This is a genomic window from Kitasatospora sp. NPDC096204 (genome assembly GCF_044763205.1).
GTDB lineage: Bacteria > Actinomycetota > Actinomycetes > Streptomycetales > Streptomycetaceae > Kitasatospora.
On record NZ_JBIWFT010000039.1, the window covers coordinates 52,484 to 73,086 of the forward strand.

The 20,603-nt window shown below is 73.1% G+C and carries 17 protein-coding genes; 7 read left to right on the plus strand and 10 right to left on the minus strand.

The genetic code is table 11. The annotated features are described in order from the left end of the window. The first annotated feature begins 83 nt into the window (after window positions 1–83). From efeB to ACIQ87_RS32660, 3 genes are all read left to right on the plus strand, one after another. Window positions 84–1,388 carry an iron uptake transporter deferrochelatase/peroxidase subunit gene (efeB, locus tag ACIQ87_RS32650; RefSeq protein ID WP_402413896.1) on the plus strand — a complete coding sequence of 435 codons (1,305 nt, stop codon included), beginning with the start codon at window positions 84–86 and terminating at the stop codon, window positions 1,386–1,388. Between the two features lie 48 nt (window positions 1,389–1,436). Continuing rightward, entirely contained in the window at window positions 1,437–2,282 is an 846-nt protein-coding gene (gene efeU, locus ACIQ87_RS32655) for an iron uptake transporter permease EfeU (RefSeq protein ID WP_402413899.1), read from the plus strand. A 217-nt stretch (window positions 2,283–2,499) separates the two neighbouring features. Continuing rightward, entirely contained in the window at window positions 2,500–3,111 is a 612-nt protein-coding gene (locus ACIQ87_RS32660) for a DUF4232 domain-containing protein (protein ID WP_402413902.1), read from the plus strand. 99 nt (window positions 3,112–3,210) lie between these two features. On the opposite strand, the gene ACIQ87_RS32665 is transcribed toward ACIQ87_RS32660, so the two are convergent. The 3 genes from ACIQ87_RS32665 to ACIQ87_RS32675 form a co-directional block, all read right to left on the minus strand. Continuing rightward, window positions 3,211–5,775, minus strand: coding sequence for an ABC transporter permease (locus ACIQ87_RS32665; protein ID WP_402413905.1), 2,565 nt, complete (start codon window positions 5,773–5,775; stop codon window positions 3,211–3,213). A 56-nt stretch (window positions 5,776–5,831) separates the two neighbouring features. Next, the gene (locus tag ACIQ87_RS32670; RefSeq protein ID WP_402413908.1) at window positions 5,832–6,602 is read right to left on the minus strand and encodes an ABC transporter ATP-binding protein; all 771 of its coding nucleotides are present in this window, start codon (window positions 6,600–6,602) and stop codon (window positions 5,832–5,834) included. A gap of 195 nt (window positions 6,603–6,797) precedes the next feature. Then, window positions 6,798–8,927 carry a restriction endonuclease gene (locus tag ACIQ87_RS32675; protein ID WP_402413911.1) on the minus strand — a complete coding sequence of 710 codons (2,130 nt, stop codon included), beginning with the start codon at window positions 8,925–8,927 and terminating at the stop codon, window positions 6,798–6,800. A gap of 266 nt (window positions 8,928–9,193) precedes the next feature. On the opposite strand from ACIQ87_RS32675, the gene ACIQ87_RS32680 reads away from it, so the two are divergent. Together ACIQ87_RS32680 and ACIQ87_RS32685 are read left to right on the plus strand one after the other, a co-directional pair. Continuing rightward, on the plus strand, window positions 9,194–10,138 hold the full coding sequence (locus tag ACIQ87_RS32680; protein WP_402413914.1) for a DUF2797 domain-containing protein: 945 nt from the start codon (window positions 9,194–9,196) through the stop codon (window positions 10,136–10,138). Between the two features lie 125 nt (window positions 10,139–10,263). Next, entirely contained in the window at window positions 10,264–11,187 is a 924-nt protein-coding gene (locus ACIQ87_RS32685) for an alpha/beta fold hydrolase (RefSeq protein WP_402413917.1), read from the plus strand. A 67-nt stretch (window positions 11,188–11,254) separates the two neighbouring features. Here ACIQ87_RS32685 and ACIQ87_RS32690 read toward each other — a convergent pair whose 3' ends face one another. The 6 genes from ACIQ87_RS32690 to ACIQ87_RS32715 form a co-directional block, all read right to left on the minus strand. Further along, complete coding sequence (locus ACIQ87_RS32690) at window positions 11,255–11,623, minus strand: hypothetical protein (protein WP_402413920.1); 369 nt, start codon at window positions 11,621–11,623, stop codon at window positions 11,255–11,257. Next, the gene (locus tag ACIQ87_RS32695) at window positions 11,620–12,144 is read right to left on the minus strand and encodes a DUF6232 family protein (protein ID WP_402413922.1); all 525 of its coding nucleotides are present in this window, start codon (window positions 12,142–12,144) and stop codon (window positions 11,620–11,622) included. Before ACIQ87_RS32695 ends, ACIQ87_RS32690 begins: the two co-directional genes overlap by 4 nt. Window positions 12,145–12,438: 294 nt before the next feature. After that, on the minus strand, window positions 12,439–12,744 hold the full coding sequence (locus tag ACIQ87_RS32700; RefSeq protein WP_392871607.1) for a hypothetical protein: 306 nt from the start codon (window positions 12,742–12,744) through the stop codon (window positions 12,439–12,441). 339 nt (window positions 12,745–13,083) lie between these two features. Further along, entirely contained in the window at window positions 13,084–13,821 is a 738-nt protein-coding gene (locus tag ACIQ87_RS32705; RefSeq protein ID WP_392871609.1) for a succinate dehydrogenase/fumarate reductase iron-sulfur subunit, read from the minus strand. Next, window positions 13,818–15,761, minus strand: a complete 1,944-nt coding sequence (locus tag ACIQ87_RS32710) for a fumarate reductase/succinate dehydrogenase flavoprotein subunit (RefSeq protein WP_402413980.1) — start codon at window positions 15,759–15,761, stop codon at window positions 13,818–13,820. Before ACIQ87_RS32710 ends, ACIQ87_RS32705 begins: the two co-directional genes overlap by 4 nt. Window positions 15,762–15,787: 26 nt before the next feature. Beyond that, the gene (locus ACIQ87_RS32715) at window positions 15,788–16,492 is read right to left on the minus strand and encodes a succinate dehydrogenase cytochrome b subunit (RefSeq protein ID WP_402413927.1); all 705 of its coding nucleotides are present in this window, start codon (window positions 16,490–16,492) and stop codon (window positions 15,788–15,790) included. 95 nt (window positions 16,493–16,587) lie between these two features. Between ACIQ87_RS32715 and ACIQ87_RS32720 the strand changes: the two genes are divergently transcribed. Further along, window positions 16,588–17,508, plus strand: a complete 921-nt coding sequence (locus ACIQ87_RS32720) for a LysR family transcriptional regulator (RefSeq protein ID WP_402413929.1) — start codon at window positions 16,588–16,590, stop codon at window positions 17,506–17,508. A gap of 37 nt (window positions 17,509–17,545) precedes the next feature. Here the strand turns inward: ACIQ87_RS32720 and ACIQ87_RS32725 are convergent, their stop codons facing one another. Beyond that, window positions 17,546–18,034, minus strand: coding sequence for a glutathione peroxidase (locus ACIQ87_RS32725; protein WP_402413932.1), 489 nt, complete (start codon window positions 18,032–18,034; stop codon window positions 17,546–17,548). A 1,025-nt stretch (window positions 18,035–19,059) separates the two neighbouring features. On the opposite strand from ACIQ87_RS32725, the gene ACIQ87_RS32730 reads away from it, so the two are divergent. After that, window positions 19,060–20,544: a SulP family inorganic anion transporter gene (locus ACIQ87_RS32730; protein WP_402413983.1), complete on the plus strand. Its 1,485-nt coding sequence runs from the start codon at window positions 19,060–19,062 to the stop codon at window positions 20,542–20,544. Window positions 20,545–20,603 lie beyond the last annotated feature (59 nt).

A 20,603-nucleotide genomic window follows, 5' to 3' on the forward strand; every position in this document is an offset into this window, starting at 1 on the left:
CCGTGGCGGCCCGCGATCCGGGCCCCGCGGCCTCGGTGGGCCAGCGCAGAAGTCCCCAGCACAGTAGAAGGGCCCGCCCGCCGATGGACGCGGAGAACGAGCAGCAGAACGGGACGCCGGCCGCCGCCGACGCCACCGCGACCAAGGGCGCGGTCAGCCGCCGCGCCGTCATCGGCTGGGCCGGCGCGGGCGTCGCGCTCGGCGCCGCCGCCGTCGGCTCGGTCGCCGCGGCGAGCCGTCAGGACGACGCCGTCCCGGTCGCCGCCACCCAGGTCGGTGCCGAGGTGCCGTTCTACGGCGAGCACCAGTCGGGCATCTCCACGCCGGTCCAGGACCGGCTGCACTTCGCCGCCTTCGACGTCTCCGAGAAGGCCACCAGGGAGTCCCTGGTCAAGCTGCTCAAGGAGTGGACCAAGGCGGCCGCCGCGATGACCGGCGGCCGCGAGGTCGGCGCCGGCGCGGTGCCCGGTTCGCCGGAGGCGCCGCCGGACGACACCGGCGAGGCCCTCGGCCTGCCGGCCTCCCGGCTCACCCTGACCATCGGCTTCGGCCCGAGCCTGTTCGAGAAGGACGGCGTGGACCGCTTCGGCCTCCAGGCCAAGCGCCCCGAGGCCCTGATCGACCTGCCCAACTTCAAGGGCGACAAGCTCGACCCGACCCGCAGCGGCGGCGACCTCTGCGTCCAGGCCTGCGCCGACGACCCGCAGGTCGCCGTCCACGCGATTCGCAACCTGGCCCGGATCGGCATGGGCACCGTCAACATCCGCTGGTCGCAGCTCGGTTTCGGCAAGACCTCCTCGACCACCCCGGACGAGCAGACCCCGCGCAACCTGATGGGGTTCAAGGACGGCACCCACAACATCGCGGGCACCGACACCGCGAAGCTCGCCGACCACGTCTGGGCCGCGCCCGGCGACGGCCCGGAGTGGATGACCGGCGGCTCCTACCTGGTCGCCCGGCGGATCCGGATGCACGTCGAGACCTGGGACCGCGCCTCGCTCAAGGACCAGGAGGACACCTTCGGCCGCACCAAGGGCGAGGGCGCCCCGTACGGCAAGGTCAAGGAGCACGACGCCCCGGACCTGGCGGCGATGCCCGCGACCTCGCACGTCGCCCTCGCCCACCCGGACGCCAACAGCGGCCTGATGATCCTGCGCCGCGGTTTCTCCTTCACCGACGGCACCGACGGCCTCGGCCGCCTGGACGCGGGGCTGTTCTTCCTCGCCTACCAGCGCGACACCCGCAAGGCCTTCGTCCCGCTCCAGCAGAAGCTCGCGGCGAGCGACAAGCTCAACGAGTACATCCAGCACGTCGGCTCCGCCCACTTCGCCTGCCCGGCGGGCGTGCGCAAGCCGGGGGAGTGGTGGGGTCAGGCCCTGTTCGGCTGACACCTCCCGCTTCCCCCGGTACCATCTCTACACCCCCCAGGAGCCCGCGTGTTCGGCAACTACCTGATCGGCCTGCGCGAAGGCCTCGAAGCCAGCCTGGTCGTCTGCATCCTGATCGCCTACCTGGTCAAGACCGGCCGCAAGGACAAGCTGGCGCCGGTGTGGATCGGCGTCGGCTCGGCCGTGGCGCTCTCCATGGCCTTCGGCGCCCTGCTGCAGTTCGGCTCCTCGCAGCTCACCTTCGAGGCCCAGGAGGCGCTCGGCGGCACCCTGTCGGTCATCTCGGTCGGCCTGGTGACCTGGATGGTGTTCTGGATGCGGCGCACCGCCCGGCACCTGAAGACCGAGCTGCACGGCAAGCTGGACGCGGCGATCGCGATGGGCACCACCGCCCTGGTGGTCACCTCCTTCCTGGCCGTCGGCCGCGAGGGCCTGGAGACGTCGCTGTTCATCTGGACGGCCGTCCAGGCCACCGGCGACGGCTGGAACCCGCTGCTCGGCGCCATGCTCGGCCTGCTCACCTCGGTGGTGCTCGGCTGGCTGTTCTACCGCGGCGCGCTGAAGATCAACCTGGCCAAGTTCTTCACCTGGACCGGCGCGATGCTGGTCGTGGTCGCGGCCGGCGTCCTCGCCTACGGCGTGCACGACCTGCAGGAGGCCGGCTGGCTGCCCGGTCTGCAGAGCGTGGCCTTCGACATCTCCAGCACCATCCCCAAGGACAGTTGGTACGGCACCCTGCTGAAGGGCGTGTTCAACTTCCAGCCGGACCCGACGGTGCTCCAGCTGGTGGTCTGGCTGCTCTACCTGCTGCCGACGCTGGCCGTGTTCTTCAACCTCTTCGGCGGCGGCAAGGCCAAGCCCGCCCAGCGGGTGACCGCCAAGCCGGCCGCCTGATCCGGCCGTTCGACACCCGTACCGCCCCGCCCGGCACCCGCCGGGCGGGGCGGTTTCGTATGTCCGCGGCCGGTTCTCGCCATGAGCGGCCGAAACCAGTCAGGAACCGGAGGAAAGCGGTCAGCTCTGACAAACTACAGCCTCAGTGGAACCGTTCTGCCACGGCCTTCGTACATAGGGTGACAGCACCATGCCATTACTCACCCTTGGGGGGACCATGACCGTTCGCAGGCCTGCCAGGTTACTCGCCGTCGGTGTCGCCGCCCTCGCGGCGACCGTCGTGCTGACCGCGTGCGACGACGTGAAGTACACGGACGACAAGCCGGGAGACCCGAAGGCGAGCGCCGCCGGGGCCACCGTCCCCGGCGACCCGATGGCCGGCCAGGCGGCCGGTTCGCGTTGCAAGAGCGACGAGATCACCGCCACCGTGCAGATCAAGGGCACGGGCTCGGCGATGCTGACGATCAAGAACAAGAGCGACCACAACTGCACCCTGTACGGGTACCCGGGCTTCGGCGGACTGAAGGCCGACAACAGCCCGGACGCGCTGGCGGCCAACCGCGACGCGCACCCCGGGCCGGCGGTGCTGGTCACCCTGAAGCCCAACAAGTCCGGCTACGCGGGCCTCAAGTGGAGCGCCTGCGACAAGTCGGACGCGACCTGCCACGTGCTCACCGGCCTCCAGGTCACCGCACCGGACGAGACCACGCCGGTCACCGCCGAGGTGCTCGGCACCGACGGCAAGCCGGCCGGCCAGCTGCTGGTCTCGGCCGCCGGTCTGACCACCGGCACCCTGCAGCCGAACAACGAGAAGGTCCTGTTCAACTGACGTTCTCCGACCGGGGACACGACGGAGCCCCCGGGGCGGTTTCTCCAACCGCCCCGGGGGCTCCCGGCTTCGTGCTCCGAGTCCGCTACCGGCGGACCGCTACTGGCTCTTGATCGAGTCCAGGATGTCCAGCTTCGCCGCCCGGTGGGCCGGCCAGAGCGCGGCCAGCAGGCCGATCACGGCGGCCGCGAGCAGGAAGCCGGCGGTCTGCAGCGGCGGCACCACGGTGCTGATGCCCTTGAGGCTGTCCGCCATCGTGCCCACGACCGCCCAGGCGACCAGGATGCCGAGGCCGACACCCACCAGCCCGCCGAACAGCGCGATCAGCAGCGACTCCAGCCGGACCATCCGGCGGATGCCGAGCCGGTCCAGGCCGATCGCCCGCAGCATGCCGATCTCCCGGCGCCGCTCGAACACCGACATCGCCATGGTGTTGACCACACCGAGCACCGCGATGACCACGGACATGCCGAGCAGCCCGTACATCATGTTCAGGATGCTGGTGATCATCTGGCGGTTCTCCTCCTTGATCTCCTTCTGGCCCTTGACCGCGATCAGCGGGTTGCCGCCGGTCGCGTCGCGCAGCGCCTGCTTCAGTTCCTCGGTCGGGCCGTTGGCGCCCTTGACCAGGACCGCCTCCGGACCGGAGCCGGGCGCCGCGTGCGGGCCGACCACGGACTCCGGGGCGACGATGCCGGCCAGCGCGGTGTTGGCCTCCAGGATGCCGCCGACGGTCAGCGAGCCCTTGGCGCCGTCCGGGTAGGTGACGGCGAGGGTGTCGCCGAGCTTGTAGCCGCCGTGCTCGGCGCGGCCCGAACTCACCAGCAGCTTGCCCTGCTTGAGGGCGTCGGCGGAGCCTTCCGAGACCTTGACGGTGGCCAGCCGGTCGATGGTCGCGGCATCCACCGCGGTGATCGACTCGCTGTCCTCCTGCCCCTGCCCGATGTTGACCTGGACGGTGCGCTGGGTGCTCATCGCGCTGATGCCGGGCACCTTGGCGACCTGGGCGGCGACCTCGGGGGAGAGGTTCGAGAAGTTCTGCATCGCGACCGTGTAGTCGGCCTTGAGGTTGGTCGCGGTGAGCTTGTCCACGGCCTGGTTCACCGAGGCGCCGATCACGGTCAGCGAGGTGATCAGGGTGACGCCGATGGTCAGCGCCGAGGCGGTCGCGGCGGTGCGGCGCGGGTTGCGGACCGCGTTCTCCTGGGCCAGCTTGCCCGGCGTGCCGTACACGGCGCGCAGCAGCGGGGCGAGCAGCGAGATCAGCGGCCGGGACAGCAGCGGGGTCAGCACGAACACGCCGATCAGCAGCGCGCCGGCGCCGAGGCCGACCAGCTTGACCTCCTTGCCGGCCACGCCGGCCACCAGCGCGGCTCCACCGGTGGCGGAGAACAGCAGGCCGATGGTGTTGCGGACCACCAGGCTCTTGTGGGAGGCGGGCTGCTCGACCGAGCTCATCGCCGCCACCGGCGCGATCCGGGAGGCCCGGCGGGCGGGCAGCCAGGCGGCCAGCACCGTCACCAGCACACCGGTCGCGACGGCGGCGATCACCGTGCTCGGGGCGACGATCAGCGGGCCGTCCGGCAGGTTGGCGTCCATCGGGCCGTTGAGCACGGCCTTGAGCCCGACGGCGATGCCGATGCCGGCCAGCAGACCGGTCACCGAGGCGGTCAGGCCGACCAGCAGCGCCTCGATCAGCACCGAGCGGGTGATCTGGCGGCGGGTCGCGCCGACGGCGCGCAGCAGGGCCAGCTCCTTGGTGCGCTGGGCGACCAGCATGGTGAAGGTGTTGGCGATGATGAAGACGCCGACGAACAGCGCGATGCCGGCGAAGGCCAGCAGGGCGGTGCTCAGCACCTGGGTGCCCTGCTTGATCATCCGGTCCTGCTCGTCGGCGAGCTCGCGGCCGGTCTTGGCCTCGATGTTGTCGCCCTGCGGGGCGGCCTGCTCGACGGCGGCGAGCAGCGCGGAGTCGTCGGCGCCCGGCTTGGCCCTGACGTCCAGCTCGGCGAAGCGGCCCGGGTTCAGGTAGAGCCGCTGGGCGGTGGCGGTGTCGAAGGCGGCCAGCGAGCCGCCGGCCACCACGCGCGGGTCGTTGGTGTGCACGGTGCCGGTGAGCTTCAGCTGCATCACCGGGCCGTTGACCGCGACCCGGATCGTGTCGCCGACCTTGAAGCCGCCCTTGTCGGCGGTCTTGGCGTCCAGCGCGATCTCGGTGGCGTCCTTCGGGCCGCGGCCCTCGACCAGCGGGTAGCGCGCGTCGGTGCCGTCGGCGCCCGGCACGTAGTTGGTGCCGGTGGTGGAGAAGCCGTTGCCGATCAGCGCGCCCTTCTTGTCGGCGATGCCGGCGAAGCCGCTGACCACGCCGCGGACCTCGGCGACGCCGGGCAGCGCGGCGACCTTCGTACGGGTCTCCTCGGTGAGGATCGGGCTGTCGACGGCCCGCTCACCGTGCTGGTAGCTGAGGTTGCCGGCCTCGCGGTCGCGGACCGTGACGGCGATGTCGGTGTAGCTCTTGGAGCTCTGGGTCCTGAGCGCGTTGCCGAAGGTGTCGGAGAAGACCAGCGTGCCGGCCACGAAGGCGGTGCCGAGCATGACGGCCAGTACCGTCATCAGCAGTCGGCCCTTGTGGGCGAGCACGTTGCGCAGTGCGGTGCGGAACATGAGGGGTTGTCAGTCCTGGGGTACTCGGGGGACGGGTGCGGTTCGGGGCGGGGGGCTCAGCTGGTGCGGCCCTTGGCGTCGAAGCGGCGCATGCGGTCCAGGACGGTGTCGGCGGTGGGGTGGTGGAGCTCGTCGACGATGCGGCCGTCGGCGAGGAAGACGACGCGGTCGGCGTAGGAGGCGGCGACCGGGTCGTGGGTGACCATGACGACGGTCTGGCCGAGCTCGCGGACGGAGTTGCGCAGGAAGGAGAGGATCTCGGCGCCGGAGCGGGAGTCGAGGTTGCCGGTGGGCTCGTCGGCGAAGATGATGTCGGGCTTGGAGGCGAGGGCGCGGGCGCAGGCGACGCGCTGCTGCTGGCCGCCGGAGAGCTGGGAGGGCCGGTGGCTGAGGCGGCCGGAGAGGCCGACGGTGTCGACGACGCGGTCGAGCCAGGCCTTGTCGGCCTTGCGGCCGGCGATGTCCATCGGGAGGGTGATGTTCTCCAGGGCGGTCAGCGTGGGGAGCAGGTTGAAGGCCTGGAAGATGAAGCCGATGTGGTCCCGGCGCAGCTGGGTGAGCTGCTTGTCCTTGAGGCCGACGAGCTCGGTGTCGCCGATGGTGGAGGAGCCGGAGGTGACGGTGTCCAGGCCGGCCATGCAGTGCATGAGGGTGGACTTGCCGGATCCGGAGGGGCCCATGATGGCGGTGAACTCGCCCTGGGGGAAGACGACGCTGACGTTGTCGAGGGCGACGACGCGGGTCTCCCCCTCCCCGTAGACCTTGTTCAGGTTGGTGGCTCGGGCGGCCGCCAGGCCGGTGTGGACGGCGGTTACGGGGAAGGTCACGGGTGACTCCTGGAACGGGTTAACGGAATGTTTAACTCCGTAACATCATCCCAAGCTGTTCGAACGCGATGCGTAATGCCGCGCGGTGGTCGGCCCCCGCCGACCCGGCGGGGTGGCGGGGGCCCTTCTCCTCCTCAGGTATGACCCGGACCCTGAGGACCAAGGGCACTCGGGGTCCGGATCGGCGTGGCCCGCCTACTCGACCGCCACACCGAAGGCCGCCGCCAGCCCGGCCAGGCCGTTCGTCACCACCCGCCCCGACGGGCTGAACTCCCAGCCGCCGGCGCCCCGGCGGAACGCCCCGAGCAGCATCGCACTGTCCGGCACCCCGCCGGTCGGGCCCGCCCAGGCGTCCGGACCGCCCGCGCCCGGCCCGTACGCGGCGGCGAGGGCCAGCCCGTGCACGTAGCCGAGCGGCAGCGCGGGGTGCTCCTCCTCCTCGGTGGACACGGCGACCACCACCTCCTCGACGGCCGCCGGCAGCCGGTGCAGGTCCAGCGCCAGCCGGGCCGCCCGGGTCGGCTCGCCCGGCACCGAGTGGGTCGGATGCAGCCGGACGGCGCCGTCCGGATCCTGCGGGCTGTTGAAGAACACGAAGTGCTCGTCGCTCAGCACCCGGCCGCCGGCGCACAGGAAGGCGGTGACGTCCAGCTCCACCGCGTCCCCGCCGGCCGTCCGGCTCCGCCAGCTCACCGTGAGCGCGGTCTCGACCGCCCCTTCGGGCTCGCGGCCCGCGGCGGCGGTCGTGGCGGCGGCGGTGGCGGCACCGCCGCCGAGCCGGCCGCGCAGGCCCTGCTCGGCGAGCAGCGCCACCAGCTCCGGGCCGCTCACCAGGGTCAGCGGCTTGCCCTCGATGTAGCTGTACGAGCCGCGGCCGAAGCCCGCGGTGGTGACCAGGATGCCCTTGTTCGCGCCGTGGTGGCGGACGGTCGACTCCAGGTCGCGCACCGCCGTCGGCGGGACGGTCTTCTTGTAGCGCTTGGCCTGGATCACGATCTTGCCGCCGGTCACCGGGGTCAGGTCCTCGGCCACCACGTCCACCCCGACGTCGCCGCTGCGGGCCGTGGTCATCACCTTGAAGCCGCGCAGCCGGAACAGCTCGGCGATCAGGTCCTCGAACTCCAGCGGGTCCATCTCGAACAGGTCCGGCTCGTCCTCGCCGCCGTGCCCCGCCAGGCTCCCGCCGACCGACTCCGGCCGGCGGTCCGGCCGCACCTCGTCCAGCCGCTCCGGGCGCGCCGACAACCGGCCGCCCAGGCCCTGGAAGCACTCCACCGGGGCCACCCGGTCCAGCGCCAGGCCCGCGAAGCCGGCCCGGGTGGCGGTCAGGGTGGAGAGGAAGCGCTCCGCCTCCCGGCCGGTCGCCGGGTCGATGCCCAGGACGAAACCGTTCACCACCACCGAGTCCAGCAGTCCGTCCCGGTCCGCCCGGAACAGTTCCGCCGCCACCCGCAGCGCCGACTGCGCCAGCACCTCCCGGTACAGCGCCTTGCGCTCCGTCGCCGGGCGGGCCACCTCGGCCTCGCGGTCGTCCGCCTTCACGTACCGCACCCGCCCGGCGGCCGGCACCACGTCCGGTCCGGGCAGCTCCCAGTCCACCACCAGCTGGCGGCCCCCGGCGTCGAACGCCGCCACCAGCCGGTGCGGGAAGCCCTCCGGCCAGGCCGCCGAGGCGTACAGGCCGGCCGTGAAGTACTCCTGCACCGCCTCCGGCTCACCCGCCCGCAGCCGGCGCAGCAGCTCCTCGGTCCGGGCGGCCAGCTCCTCCTGCTGCCGGCGGGACTGCTCGGCCCAGGCCAGGTACTCCCGGTGGTACGCGGCCAGCCGCTGCTGCCGGTCGGTCTCCCGGGCCTGCGCGGCGTACCAGTCCTGCTCGAACCGGGCCCGGGCCTGGGCCAGGTACTGCTCGTACTGCTGTCGCACACCAGGGTTGCGGGCCTGGACCGGGTCCGGCGGCGGCACGAAGTAGTGGGGCGAGGACTGGTCCGGCATCGGCACCGGCTCGCCCAGCGGCCCCGGGTCGAACGCCGGCACCGCCGGCGGCGCCAGCAGGGCCTGCGGACCGAAGGCCGGCGCGGCCAGCCCGGTGGCCAGCAGCCCCCTCAACTCCTCGACCCGGGCGTCCAGTTCGGCCGTCCGCCGGGCCACCTCCGCCTCCCGCGACTGCTGGTGGGCGCGTTGCGCCTCGCGCTCGTCGCGGGCCGCCGCCCGCTGCGTCTCGCGCTGCTCCCGCTCCCGGCGGCGCTGCTCCGCCGCCTCGGCGCGCCACCTGGCCTCCTCCCGGCGCTGCTGCTGTCGCTGCGCCTCCGCCCAGATCGCCAGCACCCCGCTGCTCCGCCGCCCCGACACCGTCCGTCCACCCCATTCGCCTCGCGCCCGGTCCGGCCGCTGCGGCGCCGCCTCCCGGCCACGCCGCCGACCGCGCCCGCAACAATAGAGCGTGAACGCCCCGCCGGGCCAAGCGCCCTTGACCAGCGGGCCTTTCGGGTGGGAAGGAGAGTGCGGAGGCCGTGGACCCGAGGCTCCCCGGGGAATCCCGCCGTGTCGGTGGCACCGGGTAGTCTCGACGGTCACCGACGGCAAGGAGCAACGTGACGATCCCCCCGCAGCACCCGGAGCACCAGGCCCGCCCCGAAGGCTGGGTCTCCACCGGCCTGAGCTGGCGGGACGGCCGTGCCGTGCTCGGGGCCGCGCGCGGCGGCCGGGTGCACGAGCGCGCCGTGGCGCCCGGGGCGGAGGTGGGCTGGCTGCTGGGCGGCCCGCGCCGCTGCGTCGGCGCCTGGCTGGCCGGGGCGACGGAGCGCACGCCCTGCCCGCACCACACGGTGATCGATCCGGCTGGCGGCGCCACGCAGTGCCCGGCCTGCCAGAGCGTGGACCGCGGCCTCGCCCTCGCCCGGGACCAGATCCTCGACGACGGCCGCACCTACCTGCTCTACCTCGCCTGGTTCGGCGAGGGTCTGCTCAAGGTCGGCCTGACCGCCGAGCAGCGCGGCGACAGCCGACTGCTCGAACAGGGCGCCCTGGCCTACGCGTTCACCGCCCGCGGCGCCCTGCCGTCGATCCGGCGCGCCGAACTCACCGTCGCCGCCTCGGGCCTGGCCCGCGAACGGTTCAAGTCCCGGCTCAAGACCGAGCACTGGTGGTCCCACGGCGACGCCCCGCACCGCCGCACGGTGCTCACCGAGGCCCGCGCCCAGGCACACCGGCTGCTGGACGGCCATGCCCTGGAGCTGCTCGCCGACCGCCCGGTGGTCGACCACGTCGAGCGCTACGGCCTGGCCGGCGGCGCCCCGGAGACGTACCGGGAGATCGCCGCCCTGGCCGACGGCGCGGTCGTCGCGGGCCGGCTGCGGCCGCCGGTGGGCCGGCACCTCTTCCTCGACCAGGCGGACGGCTCCGGCCCGCTGCTGCTGGACACCCGGCTGCTCACCGGCTGGACGCTCAGCCCCGTCACCGGCCGCGGCTCCGAGGGCCTGACCCTCCACGAGCGCCTGCGCCCGCCGGAGCCGGACACCCAGGAGGCGCTCTTCTGAGAGCGCTCGCGCCTGAGAGCGCTCGCGGAGCCGCTCCGACCAGCGTGGTTGCGTAATAAAACCGCAAGGGCCTAGTCTCGGCCTTGCGGTTTTAATTTGCTACCACTTTGGAGCGGATCCAAGCCATGATCGCTGCCGATGAGACCTTCGACGGCACCTTCCCGTACCGGCCGCACTTCAGTACGGCGCCCGGCTTCCCCATGCACTACGTGGACGAGGGCGTGGGCCCCGTGGTGCTCTGCCTGCACGGTGAACCCACCTGGGGCTACCTCTTCCGGGACCTGGTCCGCCGGCTGGCCCCGACCCACCGGGTGGTCGTCCCCGACCACATGGGCTTCGGCAAGAGCGCCACCCCGGCCGACCGCAGCTACTGGCTGCAGGACCACGTCGACAACCTGGAGGCGCTGGTCCTGGACCTCGGCCTGCGCGGGATCACCCTGGTCGGGCACGACTTCGGCGGGCCGGTCGGCATGGGCCTGGCCGCCCGCCGCCCCGGGCTGATCTCCCGGGTGGTGAGCGTCAACGGCCCCACGCCGCTCGGTCAGCCGGGCCTCGGCGCGGCGCTCGCCGCCAACGCGGCCGAGTCCCCGTGGTTCGGCTGGATCGCCCGGGCGCACGCCGACGGCAGCATGGGCGCCGTCCTCGGCGAACTCGGCCAGACGATCCCCGGCATCCTGCTGCTCAACGGCTTCCGGGAGAACGCCCCGACCGGCGACCCCCGGCCGGCCGTCTACGGCGCGGCCTTCCCCTCCCGCGCGGAGGCCGCGGGGGCGATCGGCTGGGCGGAGGGCTTCGCGACCGGGGCCCACACCTTCGAGGCCCCGAGCGCGGCCGTCCGCGCGGAGCTCGCCGCCCTGCCCGCGCTCGCCCTGTGGGGCGCGGACGACCGGACGCTCGCCGCCCGGCACTTCCTGCCGCTGTTCGCGGAGGCGTTCCCGCACGGGCGGGCCGTCGAACTGCCCGGCGTCGGCCACTACAGCCCCGAGGACGCCCCGGAGGTCATCGGCGAGCTGGTGCGGCGTTTCCTCGCCGAAACCGCCGCCGCCTGACACCGCCTGACGCCGTCAGACGCCGCCTGACACCGGCGCCCGGGACCGCCGGGCGCCGGACGGACGGTCAGCCGCTGATCAGGGCGAGGAGCTGGTTCGCCAGGCCCAGCGCCGGCGCGGCGGCCTCGCCGAGGCTCTGGGCCAGGCCGGCCAGCAGCAGGAGGGTGTTGCGCCGGCGGCCCGGCTCCTCGGCGGCCGGGCTGTTCAGCACCGGCAGGGCCTCGGCGAGGCTCTGCCGGTCCGCCTCGCGGAGCCGGCCGTCGCGGGCCAGCTCGGTGACCACGGCGGCGAGCCGGGAGAACAGCGCCGCGACCTCCGGCGGCAGCGTCTGGTCGCCGACCGGCCCGTTGTTGTGCTGGATGCCGACGACGTTGGTCCCGCCGTGGATGTTGACCTGGTCCCCGCGGACGTGCGAGCCGCTGCCGTTGTCGCTCACTTGCTGACTCCCGTGATGCCGTGGCCGCCGTAGATGTTGACGCTGTCGCCGGACTGGTAGTGCCGCCGGTCGATGTTGACGGTGTTGACGAACTGCTGGAACTCGATCTGCGGGTTCTCGATCGCCTGCGTGATGGTGGCCTGCAGCTGCTGCGCGGGCCCGGGCGACTCCCAGGCCAGCAGCGCGGTCGGTGTCCCCGCCGTGTCGACGGACAGCGCGTACAGGCGCGGCTGGACCAGTCGGGGCCGGGTGACGGCGAAGAAGTAGAACACCACGATGATCACCGCCACCACGACGAACGGGCCCGCGTCGAAGGTGCTGGACCCGCTGTACGAGCGGTTGTTGTTGCCCAGGGAGGCGAGCAGGCGGACGATCAGCGTGGCCACGGTCATGACCCCGATCACCCGGAGCAGCCGGAGGATCGCGCCGGACTTCTCCGGCACCAGGACGGTGGTGCTGACCCGGGCGATCATCGCGAGCGGGTATGCCGCGGCGCCGACCCAGAGGATGCGCCTGGTCACGGCCACCCTGGTGACGGACTTCGAGGTCGAGACCGACGGCGGCACGGTGGGTGCGGCCGACGGAGGCGCCGGCGGAGGTGCCGACGGCGGCAGTGGGCCGAGCGGGGTGGAGCCGGTCCGGCCGACTTGGCTCGGATCGGGTGGATCGGTCGGCTGCATCGGACGATTCCCCCAAGGCTCGTCATGTGCGGGACGACCATTAACCAGCACGCTCCGTGGCGGCACAAGTCATTTGTCACAAGCGGTACATGACGGACCGTCGACGAACCTGCCCGGCCTGTCGGCCGCCGCCCGTCAGCCCAGCTTGCCGCGCACCACACCGGGGCCGGACCGGGCCCGGCGGGACAGCGGCGGCCGGGACGGGCGGACGTCGAAGCGGGCCGGCTGCTCGGCCGGCTCGGCGGCCCGCCCGGCCAGTACGGCCCGCGCGGCCGCCAGCGCGACCCGGGCGAGCAGCGGGTCCTCCCGGACGCCGGCCGCGCGCTTGGCGCTCTGGCAGTCGGCGCACCAGACCGGCGAGGCCGGCCCGTCCGGGTACACCATCTCCTCGGGCGGCAGGTAGTGCCCACCGCACTCGACGCACTCGAAGATGAACCTCATCCGACGATCACCGTCCCGGATCCGTGGCACCGACCGCAGGGCGACCAGAAGGTGTGGACGCTGGGCACCATGCTTCCTTCCTCGTCCAGTTCGACCGTTGCCTCGGTCTTCTGGGTCCCCCCGGACCCGCCGCAACCGGAACAGGACTGAACCTCGGGCATATGCCGTCCTTCCTTGGCGGAGGACTACCGTAGCGCGATTCCCCGCCGGGAAGCACAGTCCCGACGGTCCGCCACCCGTACGGGTAACGCCGGGCCGGGCGGGACCGGCCCCGGGGGCGGGCGTCGGCCCCCCGCGACGAGCACCGAACGCGGGGGGCCGACCGTACCGGGGGAGCCGTCAACCGCGGGCGGCCCGCAGGAACTCCCGGTTCATCGCCGCGATGCTGGGCAGCGGGATGCCCTTGGGGCAGGCGGTGGCGCACTCACCGGTGTTGGTGCAGCCGCCGAAGCCCTCGGCGTCCATGGCCGAGACCATGTTCCGCACCCGGGCGGCCCGCTCCGGGGCGCCCTGCGGCAGCACGTTGAGGTGCACCACCTTGGCGGAGGTGAAGAGCATCGCCGAGCCGTTCGGGCAGGCCGCCACGCAGGCGCCGCAGCCGATGCACTCGGCGTGCTCGAAGGCCGTGTCGGCGACCTCCTTGGGGACGGGCGTGGCGTGCGCCTCGGGGGCGCTGCCGGTGGGGGCGGTGATGTACCCGCCGGAGCCGATGATCCGGTCGAAGGCCGAGCGGTCCACCACCAGGTCCTTGACCACCGGGAAGGCCGCCGCCCGCCAGGGCTCGACGTCGATGGTGTCGCCGTCCTGGAAGTGCCGCATGTGCAGCTGGCAGGTGGTGGTGCGCTCGGGGCCGTGCGCCTGGCCGTTGATGACCATGCCGCAGGCGCCGCAGATGCCCTCGCGGCAGTCGTGGTCGAAGGCGACGGGCTGGTCGCCGCGGGTGATCAGCTCCTCGTTGAGGGTGTCCAGCATCTCCAGGAAGGACATGTCCGGGCTGATCCCGCTGACCTGGTAGGTGGTCATCGAGCCGGGTGCGTCCGGGCCCGCCTGGCGCCAGATGCGCAGGGTGAGGTTCATGCGTAGCTCCGCTGGGTGGGGTGGACGTGCTCGAACTCGAGGTCCTCGCGGTGGAGGACGGGTGCCTCGCCGGTGCCGGTGAACTCCCAGGCGGCGGCGTAGGAGAACTCCTCGTCGCGGCGGGCGGCCTCGCCGTCGGGGGTCTGGCTCTCGGTGCGGAAGTGGCCGCCGCAGGACTCGGCGCGGTGCAGCGCGTCCAGGCACATCAGCTCGGCCAGCTCGAAGTAGTCGACCAGCCGGTTGGCCTTCTCCAGCGACTGGTTGAGCTCCTGCCCGGTGCCGGGCACCTTGATCCGGCGCCAGAACTCCTCGCGCAGCCGCGGGATCCGCTCCAGCGCCCGCCGCAGCCCGGCCTCGTCGCGGGCCATCCCGCACTCGTCCCAGAGCAGTTCGCCGAGTTCGCGGTGGAAGGAGTCCGGGGTGCGGTCGCCGTCCACCGCGAGGATCAGGTTGAGCCGGTCCTCGACCTCCGCCTCCACCTCGGCGAGCACCGGGTGGTCGGCGGGCACGGCCGGCAGCGGGTGGCGGGCCAGGTAGTCGTTGATGGTGGGCGGCAGCACGAAGTAGCCGTCGGCCAGGCCCTGCATCAGGGCGCTGGCGCCGAGCCGGTTGGCGCCGTGGTCGGAGAAGTTGGCCTCCCCGATGGCGAACAGGCCCGGCACGGTGGTCTGCAGGTCGTAGTCGACCCAGAGTCCGCCCATCGTGTAGTGGATCGCCGGGTAGATCCGCATCGGCACCCGGTACGGGTCCTCGGCGGTGATCCGCTCGTACATCTCGAAGAGGTTGCCGTACTTGGCCTCGACGGCCTCCCGGCCCATCCGGCGGATCGCGTCGGCGAAGTCCAGGTAGACGCCCTGGCCGCCGGGGCCCACGCCGCGGCCCTCGTCGCAGACGTTCTTGGCGGCCCGGGAGGCGATGTCGCGCGGCACCAGGTTGCCGAAGGACGGGTAGATCCGCTCCAGGTAGTAGTCCCGCTCCTCCTCCGGGATCTGCCCGGGCGGCCGGTCGTCGCCCTTCGCCTTGGGCACCCAGATCCGGCCGTCGTTGCGCAGCGACTCGCTCATCAGGGTGAGCTTGGACTGGTGGTCGCCCGAGCGCGGGATGCAGGTCGGGTGGATCTGGGTGAAGCACGGGTTGGCGAAGTACGCGCCGCGCCGGTGCGCCCGCCAGATCGCGGTGGCGTTGGAGTTCTTGGCGTTGGTGGAGAGGTAGAAGACGTTGCCGTAGCCGCCGCTGGCGAGCACCACGGCGTCCGCGGTGTAGGAGCTGATCTCGCCGGTGACGAGGTCTCGGGCGACGATGCCGCGGGCGCGGCCGTCGACCACCAGGAGGTCGAGCATCTCGGTGCGCGGGTGCAGCTCCACGTTCCCGGCGGCGATCTGCCGGGAGAGCGCCTGGTAGGCGCCGAGCAGCAGCTGCTGGCCGGTCTGGCCGCGGGCGTAGAAGGTGCGGGAGACCTGGACGCCGCCGAAGGAGCGGGTGTCCAGCAGGCCGCCGTACTCGCGGGCGAAGGGCACGCCCTGGGCCACGCACTGGTCGATGATCTCCACCGACACCTGGGCCAGCCGGTGCACGTTGGACTCGCGGGCGCGGAAGTCGCCGCCCTTGACGGTGTCGTAGAACAGCCGGCGGATCGAGTCGCCGTCGTTGCGGTAGTTCTTGGCCGCGTTGATGCCGCCCTGGGCGGCGATCGAGTGGGCCCGCCTGGGGGAGTCCTGGAAGCAGAACTGGACGACGTGGTAGCCCTGTTCGGCCAGGGTGGCGCCGGCCGCGCCGCCGGCCAGGCCGGTGCCGACCACGATCACGGTGTGCTTGCGCCGGTTGGCCGGGTTGACCAGCTTGGCGTCGAACCGCCGCTGGTCCCAGCGCTGTTCGATCGGCCCGGCGGGGGCCTTGGTGTCGGCGACCGGTTCGCCGAGGGTGTACTCCAGGTAGCTCACGTCACCACTGCTCACTTCACCACTGCTCACTTCACGACTCCGGTCATCACGGCCACGGGTACGGACAGGAAGCCGGCCGTCAGCACCAGCGCCAGGCCGTTCGCGATCAGCTTGAGCGCCCGGTCGCGGCGGGCGTTGTTGGCACCGAGGGTCTGCGCGGCGCTCCAGAACCCGTGCCGGATGTGCAGGCCGACGGCCAGCATCGCGACGACGTAGAACACGTCCACGTACCAGCGGCCGAAGGAGGCCACGATGTTCTGGTACGTCTGGCTGTGATCGGTACCCGGGTTCACGGTCAGGGTGGTGAGGTCGAGGATGTGCCAGACGATGAACAGCGCCAGGATGACCCCGCCCCAGCGCATGGTCCTGGTGGCGTAGCTCGCCCGGCGGCGCTGGTGCACGTACTTGCTCGGACGGGCCGCGAGGTCGCGGCGGCTGAGCTGGTACGCGGAGACGCCGTGCAGCACCACGGCGGCCAGCAGGCCCGCCCGGGCGAGCCACAGGAACCACTCGTGGCCGAGGAAGGGCTGCCCGATGGTGCGCAGCCAGGCCGCGTAGCCGTTGATGTCGTCCGGGCCGAAGAACACCTTGAGGTTCCCCAGCATGTGCGCGACCAGGTACAGCAGCATCGCCAGTCCGGTGACGGCCATGACCGCCTTCTTGCCGACGGTCGACCGCCACAGGGTCGCCAGGGTGGACGGATGCCGGGCCGTCCGAGTCGCGGTTGTCATGGCAGCAACGGTAGGGACGGCGCTTCGGTGCGTCCAAGACATGATGCGGCTCGTGACAATAGGCATGGACTATCGAAGCGGCCTATCCTGGCCCTGTGCAGCTTCAGCAACTCCGCTACTTCCTGGCCGTCGCCGAGACCAGGCACTTCACCCGGGCCGCCGAGGCGGCGCATGTCGCCCAGCCGTCACTCTCGCAACAGATCCGTTCACTGGAGCGGGAGTTGGGAGCAGAGCTGTTCCACCGCACCCGGGGCAACATCGCGCTGACGGACGCCGGGGACGCCCTGCTGCCGCTGGCCCGGCGCATCCTCGCGGACACCGAGAGCGCCCGGCTGGCCGTGCAGGAGACGGTGCAGCTGCGCCGGGGCCGGGTCCGGCTGGGCGCGCCGCCGAGCCTGTGCACCAGCCTGGTGCCGGACGTGCTGAGGCTCTTCCGGGACCGCTACCCGGGGGTGACGCTGGTGGTGCGCGAGGGCGGCTCGCGGGACCTGGTCGGCTGGCTGGCGGCGGGGGAGCTGGACCTCGCGCTGATCATCACCCGGCCGAGCGGGGAGCAGGAGCCCGCACTGGCGGTCACCGAACTGCTGCACGAGGAGCTGGTGCTGGTCGCGGCCGAGCGGCGGGCCCGCGGGAAGGTCCGGGTGGCGGAGTTGAGGGGCCGGCCGCTGGTGATGTTCCGGGAGGGCTACGACGTCCGCGAGGCGACCCTGGCGGCCTGCCGGGCGGCCGGGTTCGAGCCGGAGTTCGCGGTGGAGGGCGGCGAGATGGACGCGGTGCTGGGCTTCGTCCGGGCCGGGATCGGGCCCGCCGTCGTCCCGGGGATGGTGGCCGCCCGCTCGGGCCTCGCGGTGACGGCGTTCGCCGGGCCCGGCCTGGGCCGCACCATCGCCGTGGCGCACGGCCACGAGGTGCCGCCGACCCGCGCGGCCGAGGCGCTGCGGGAGACCTTCCTGGCGCACCTGCGGGACGCCGCCAGGGACGGCGAACTGCCGCCGGGCACACGGTTGTTGCTGTGACGGAGGCCCGGGGCGCGGGCCTCCGTCAGCGGTGGCCTCAGGCCGGCAGCACGGCCTCGATCGCGGCGGTCAGCTCCGCCGACTCCGGCTCCACGGGCGGGCGCAGCCGCGCCACCACGGTGCCGTCCGGGGAGATCAGGAACTTCTCGAAGTTCCAGGAGACGTCCCCGGCCTGGCCCTCGGCGTCGGCGACCGCGGTCAGCTTGGCGTAGAGCGGGTGCCGCTCCTCCCCGTTGACGTCGATCTTCTCGAACAGCGGGAAGGTCACGCCGTAGGTGGTGGAGCAGAAGGCCCGGATCTCCTCGGCGCTGCCCGGCTCCTGCCCGGCGAACTGGTTGCAGGGGAAGCCCAGCACGGTGAACCCGCGCCCGGCGTAGCGCTTCTGGAGGTTCTCCAGGCCGGTGTACTGCGGGGTCAGGCCGCACTGGGAGGCGACGTTGACGATCAGCAGCGCCTTGCCCTTGTGGTCGGCCAGCGAGGTGGCCGCGCCGTCGAGGGTGCGCAGCGGGATGTCGTACAGGCTCACGGGGGTGGTCCTTTCGGAGGGTCGTCGGGCCGGGCCTCTTCCGGGGCCACGGTAGCGGCCCGCGACCTGATCAACCGCGGTCGGCGTGCCGGTGTTCCGGGCGTACGGGGGTGTGGGGGCGGACGAGCCGTTCCGCACGCCCCCGGGCGCCGGGTGCGCGACCGCTCGGAGCGCACGCGTTCGAGGGGGTTCAACGGGTTGATGGCCGCGCCGGGCACGCCGAACGCGGCCCTGACGCCTTCGAGTTCGACGATCTCCACGGCCGCGCGGGCGGCTGTCATACGGGGCATCGGATCTCTCCTGGGTCGGCCCGCAGTGGCTCGGAGGGCTCATCTCTCAAATTCCACGATACGGAAGAACGATTTCTGTATGTGGAAGCAAAGTAGGTCGGGGTCGGCGGGGTGTCAAGGGGACTTCCACCGGATGCGGCAGTGCCGGACGGGTGCCCCGAGGGCGGGGATTCGTACGCCAGCGCGGCGATCGCGCAGGTGTACCCGGGGAACCGGACGCTCCGCGCCGGAAAGCGCAGCCGGTGTGCAGCGGTGGTGAAGAGGCGGTGCCGCCGGTGGGCCCGCCCCGCCGTGCTGGGTACCGTCGGTGGCACGCCGGGCCCGTGACGTCCAACTGAGGCCGCGGCAGGGGGGTTTGGGGGCGCCGCGGAGCGGGGGAACTCCGCCGGCGGCCCCGTCCAGGACCAGCGCGCCCGGTCCGCCGCATCCGAGCGAGGGACGCACCCCCTGGCCGCACCGACCCGACACCCGCCGCCGCGCTCTGGTCCCGCCCGGACCCGCGGCCGTACCGCTGTCGCCGCCCTCCGCGGTGCCCTTCCCCGTCATCCTGCTCCCCGCCCTTGCAACGGCGCGCCCGCTGCGTCGGGTGCGCGGAAGGAACACCCCCATGTGCTGCTGCACCCCTGCCCGGTCCCTGGTGGTGACCGGGTGAACCCGCCGCCCCACCGGAGCGACAGCCCGCCGGGCCGCCTCCGCAAGCACGGCCCGCCGGGCCGGCCCCGCACCCCGGCCGCCCTGCTGCGCGCCGTCCCCTGGCGCCATGACCTGCCCGCCTCGCTGGTGGTGTTCCTGGTCGCCCTCCCGCTCTGCGTCGGCGTGGCCGTCGCCTCCGGCGTCCCGGCCGAACTCGGGCTGGTGACCGGGATCGTCGGCGGCCTGGTGACCGGCCTGCTGCCCGGCAGCAGCCTCCAGGTCAGCGGGCCCGCGGCCGGACTGACCGTCCTGGTCGCCGACGCCGTCCAGCGCTTCGGCACCGGCGCGCTCGGCCTCCTGGTGCTCGGCACCGGCCTGCTCCAGCTGGCGATGGGCGCCCTGCGGCTCGGCCGCTGGTTCCGCGCGATGTCCGCCTCGGTGGTGCACGGCATGCTGGCCGGCATCGGACTGACCCTGGTGTTCGGCCAGCTGTACGCGCTCGCCGACCGCCGCGCCCCCGCCACCGGGCCGGAGAAGATCGCCGGACTGCCCGCGCTGCTGGGCGACGTGCTGACCGCCTCGGCCAACCCCTGCGCCGTCGCCCTGGGCCTCGGCACCCTGCTGGTCCTGGCCGGCTGGAAGTACCTGCCGGAACGCGCCGCCCGTGCCGTCCCCGCCCCGCTGGCCGCCGTCGGGCTGGCCGCAGCCGTCACCGCGGCCGCCGACCTGCCGGTGGCCCGGATCCGGGTCGCCGGACTGCTCGACGTGGTGCACCTGCCCGACCGCGACTCGCTGACCGCCCTGGCGGGCACCGCCGGGCTCGGCACGATCGTCGCCTTCACCCTGATCGCCTCCGCCGAGACGCTGTTCAGCGCCGCCGCCGTCGACCGGATGCACCACGGCCCGCGCACCGACTACGACCGCGAACTCACCGCCCAGGGCGTCGGCAACACCGTCTGCGGGCTGCTCGGCGCGCTGCCGATGACCGCGGTGATCGTGCGCAGCGCGACCAACGTCCAGGCCGGCGCCCGGAGCAAGGCCTCCCGGGTGCTGCACGGCGGCTGGCTGCTGCTGTTCACCACGCTGCTGCCCGGCGCGCTCGGGCTTGTCCCGCTCACCGCGCTGGCCGCCGTCCTGGTGCACGCCGGTGCCAAACTGGTGCCGCTGCGCCGGATCGTCGCGCTCTGCCGCGGCCACCTGGGCGAGGCGCTGGTGCTGGTGGTGACGGCGGCCGCGATCATCGTCACCGACCTGTTCGACGGGGTGCTGATCGGCGTCGGCCTGGCCGTGGCCAAGTCCGCCTGGCAGACCTCGCACCTGCAGATCACGGTGGAGGAGCAGGAGGGGGTGACCGGGCAGCCGGTGCACCGGGTGCGGCTGAGCGGCAACGCCACCTTCCTGCGGCTGCCCCGGCTGCTGGACACCCTGGAACGGCTGCCGGGGGACCGGCCGGTGGAACTGGACTGGTCCGGGCTGCGCCACCTGGACCACGCCTGCACGGTGGCCCTGGTCTCCTGGGCGGCCCAGCACCGCGCCCGCTCCAGCGCACCGCTGGCGGTCGAACCGCCGCTCCCGTCCGTGGTTTGACGTCTAGCCTGGTCGCTGGTTCGGGCCGACCCGAACCAGCGACCAGTGCCGTCGACGTG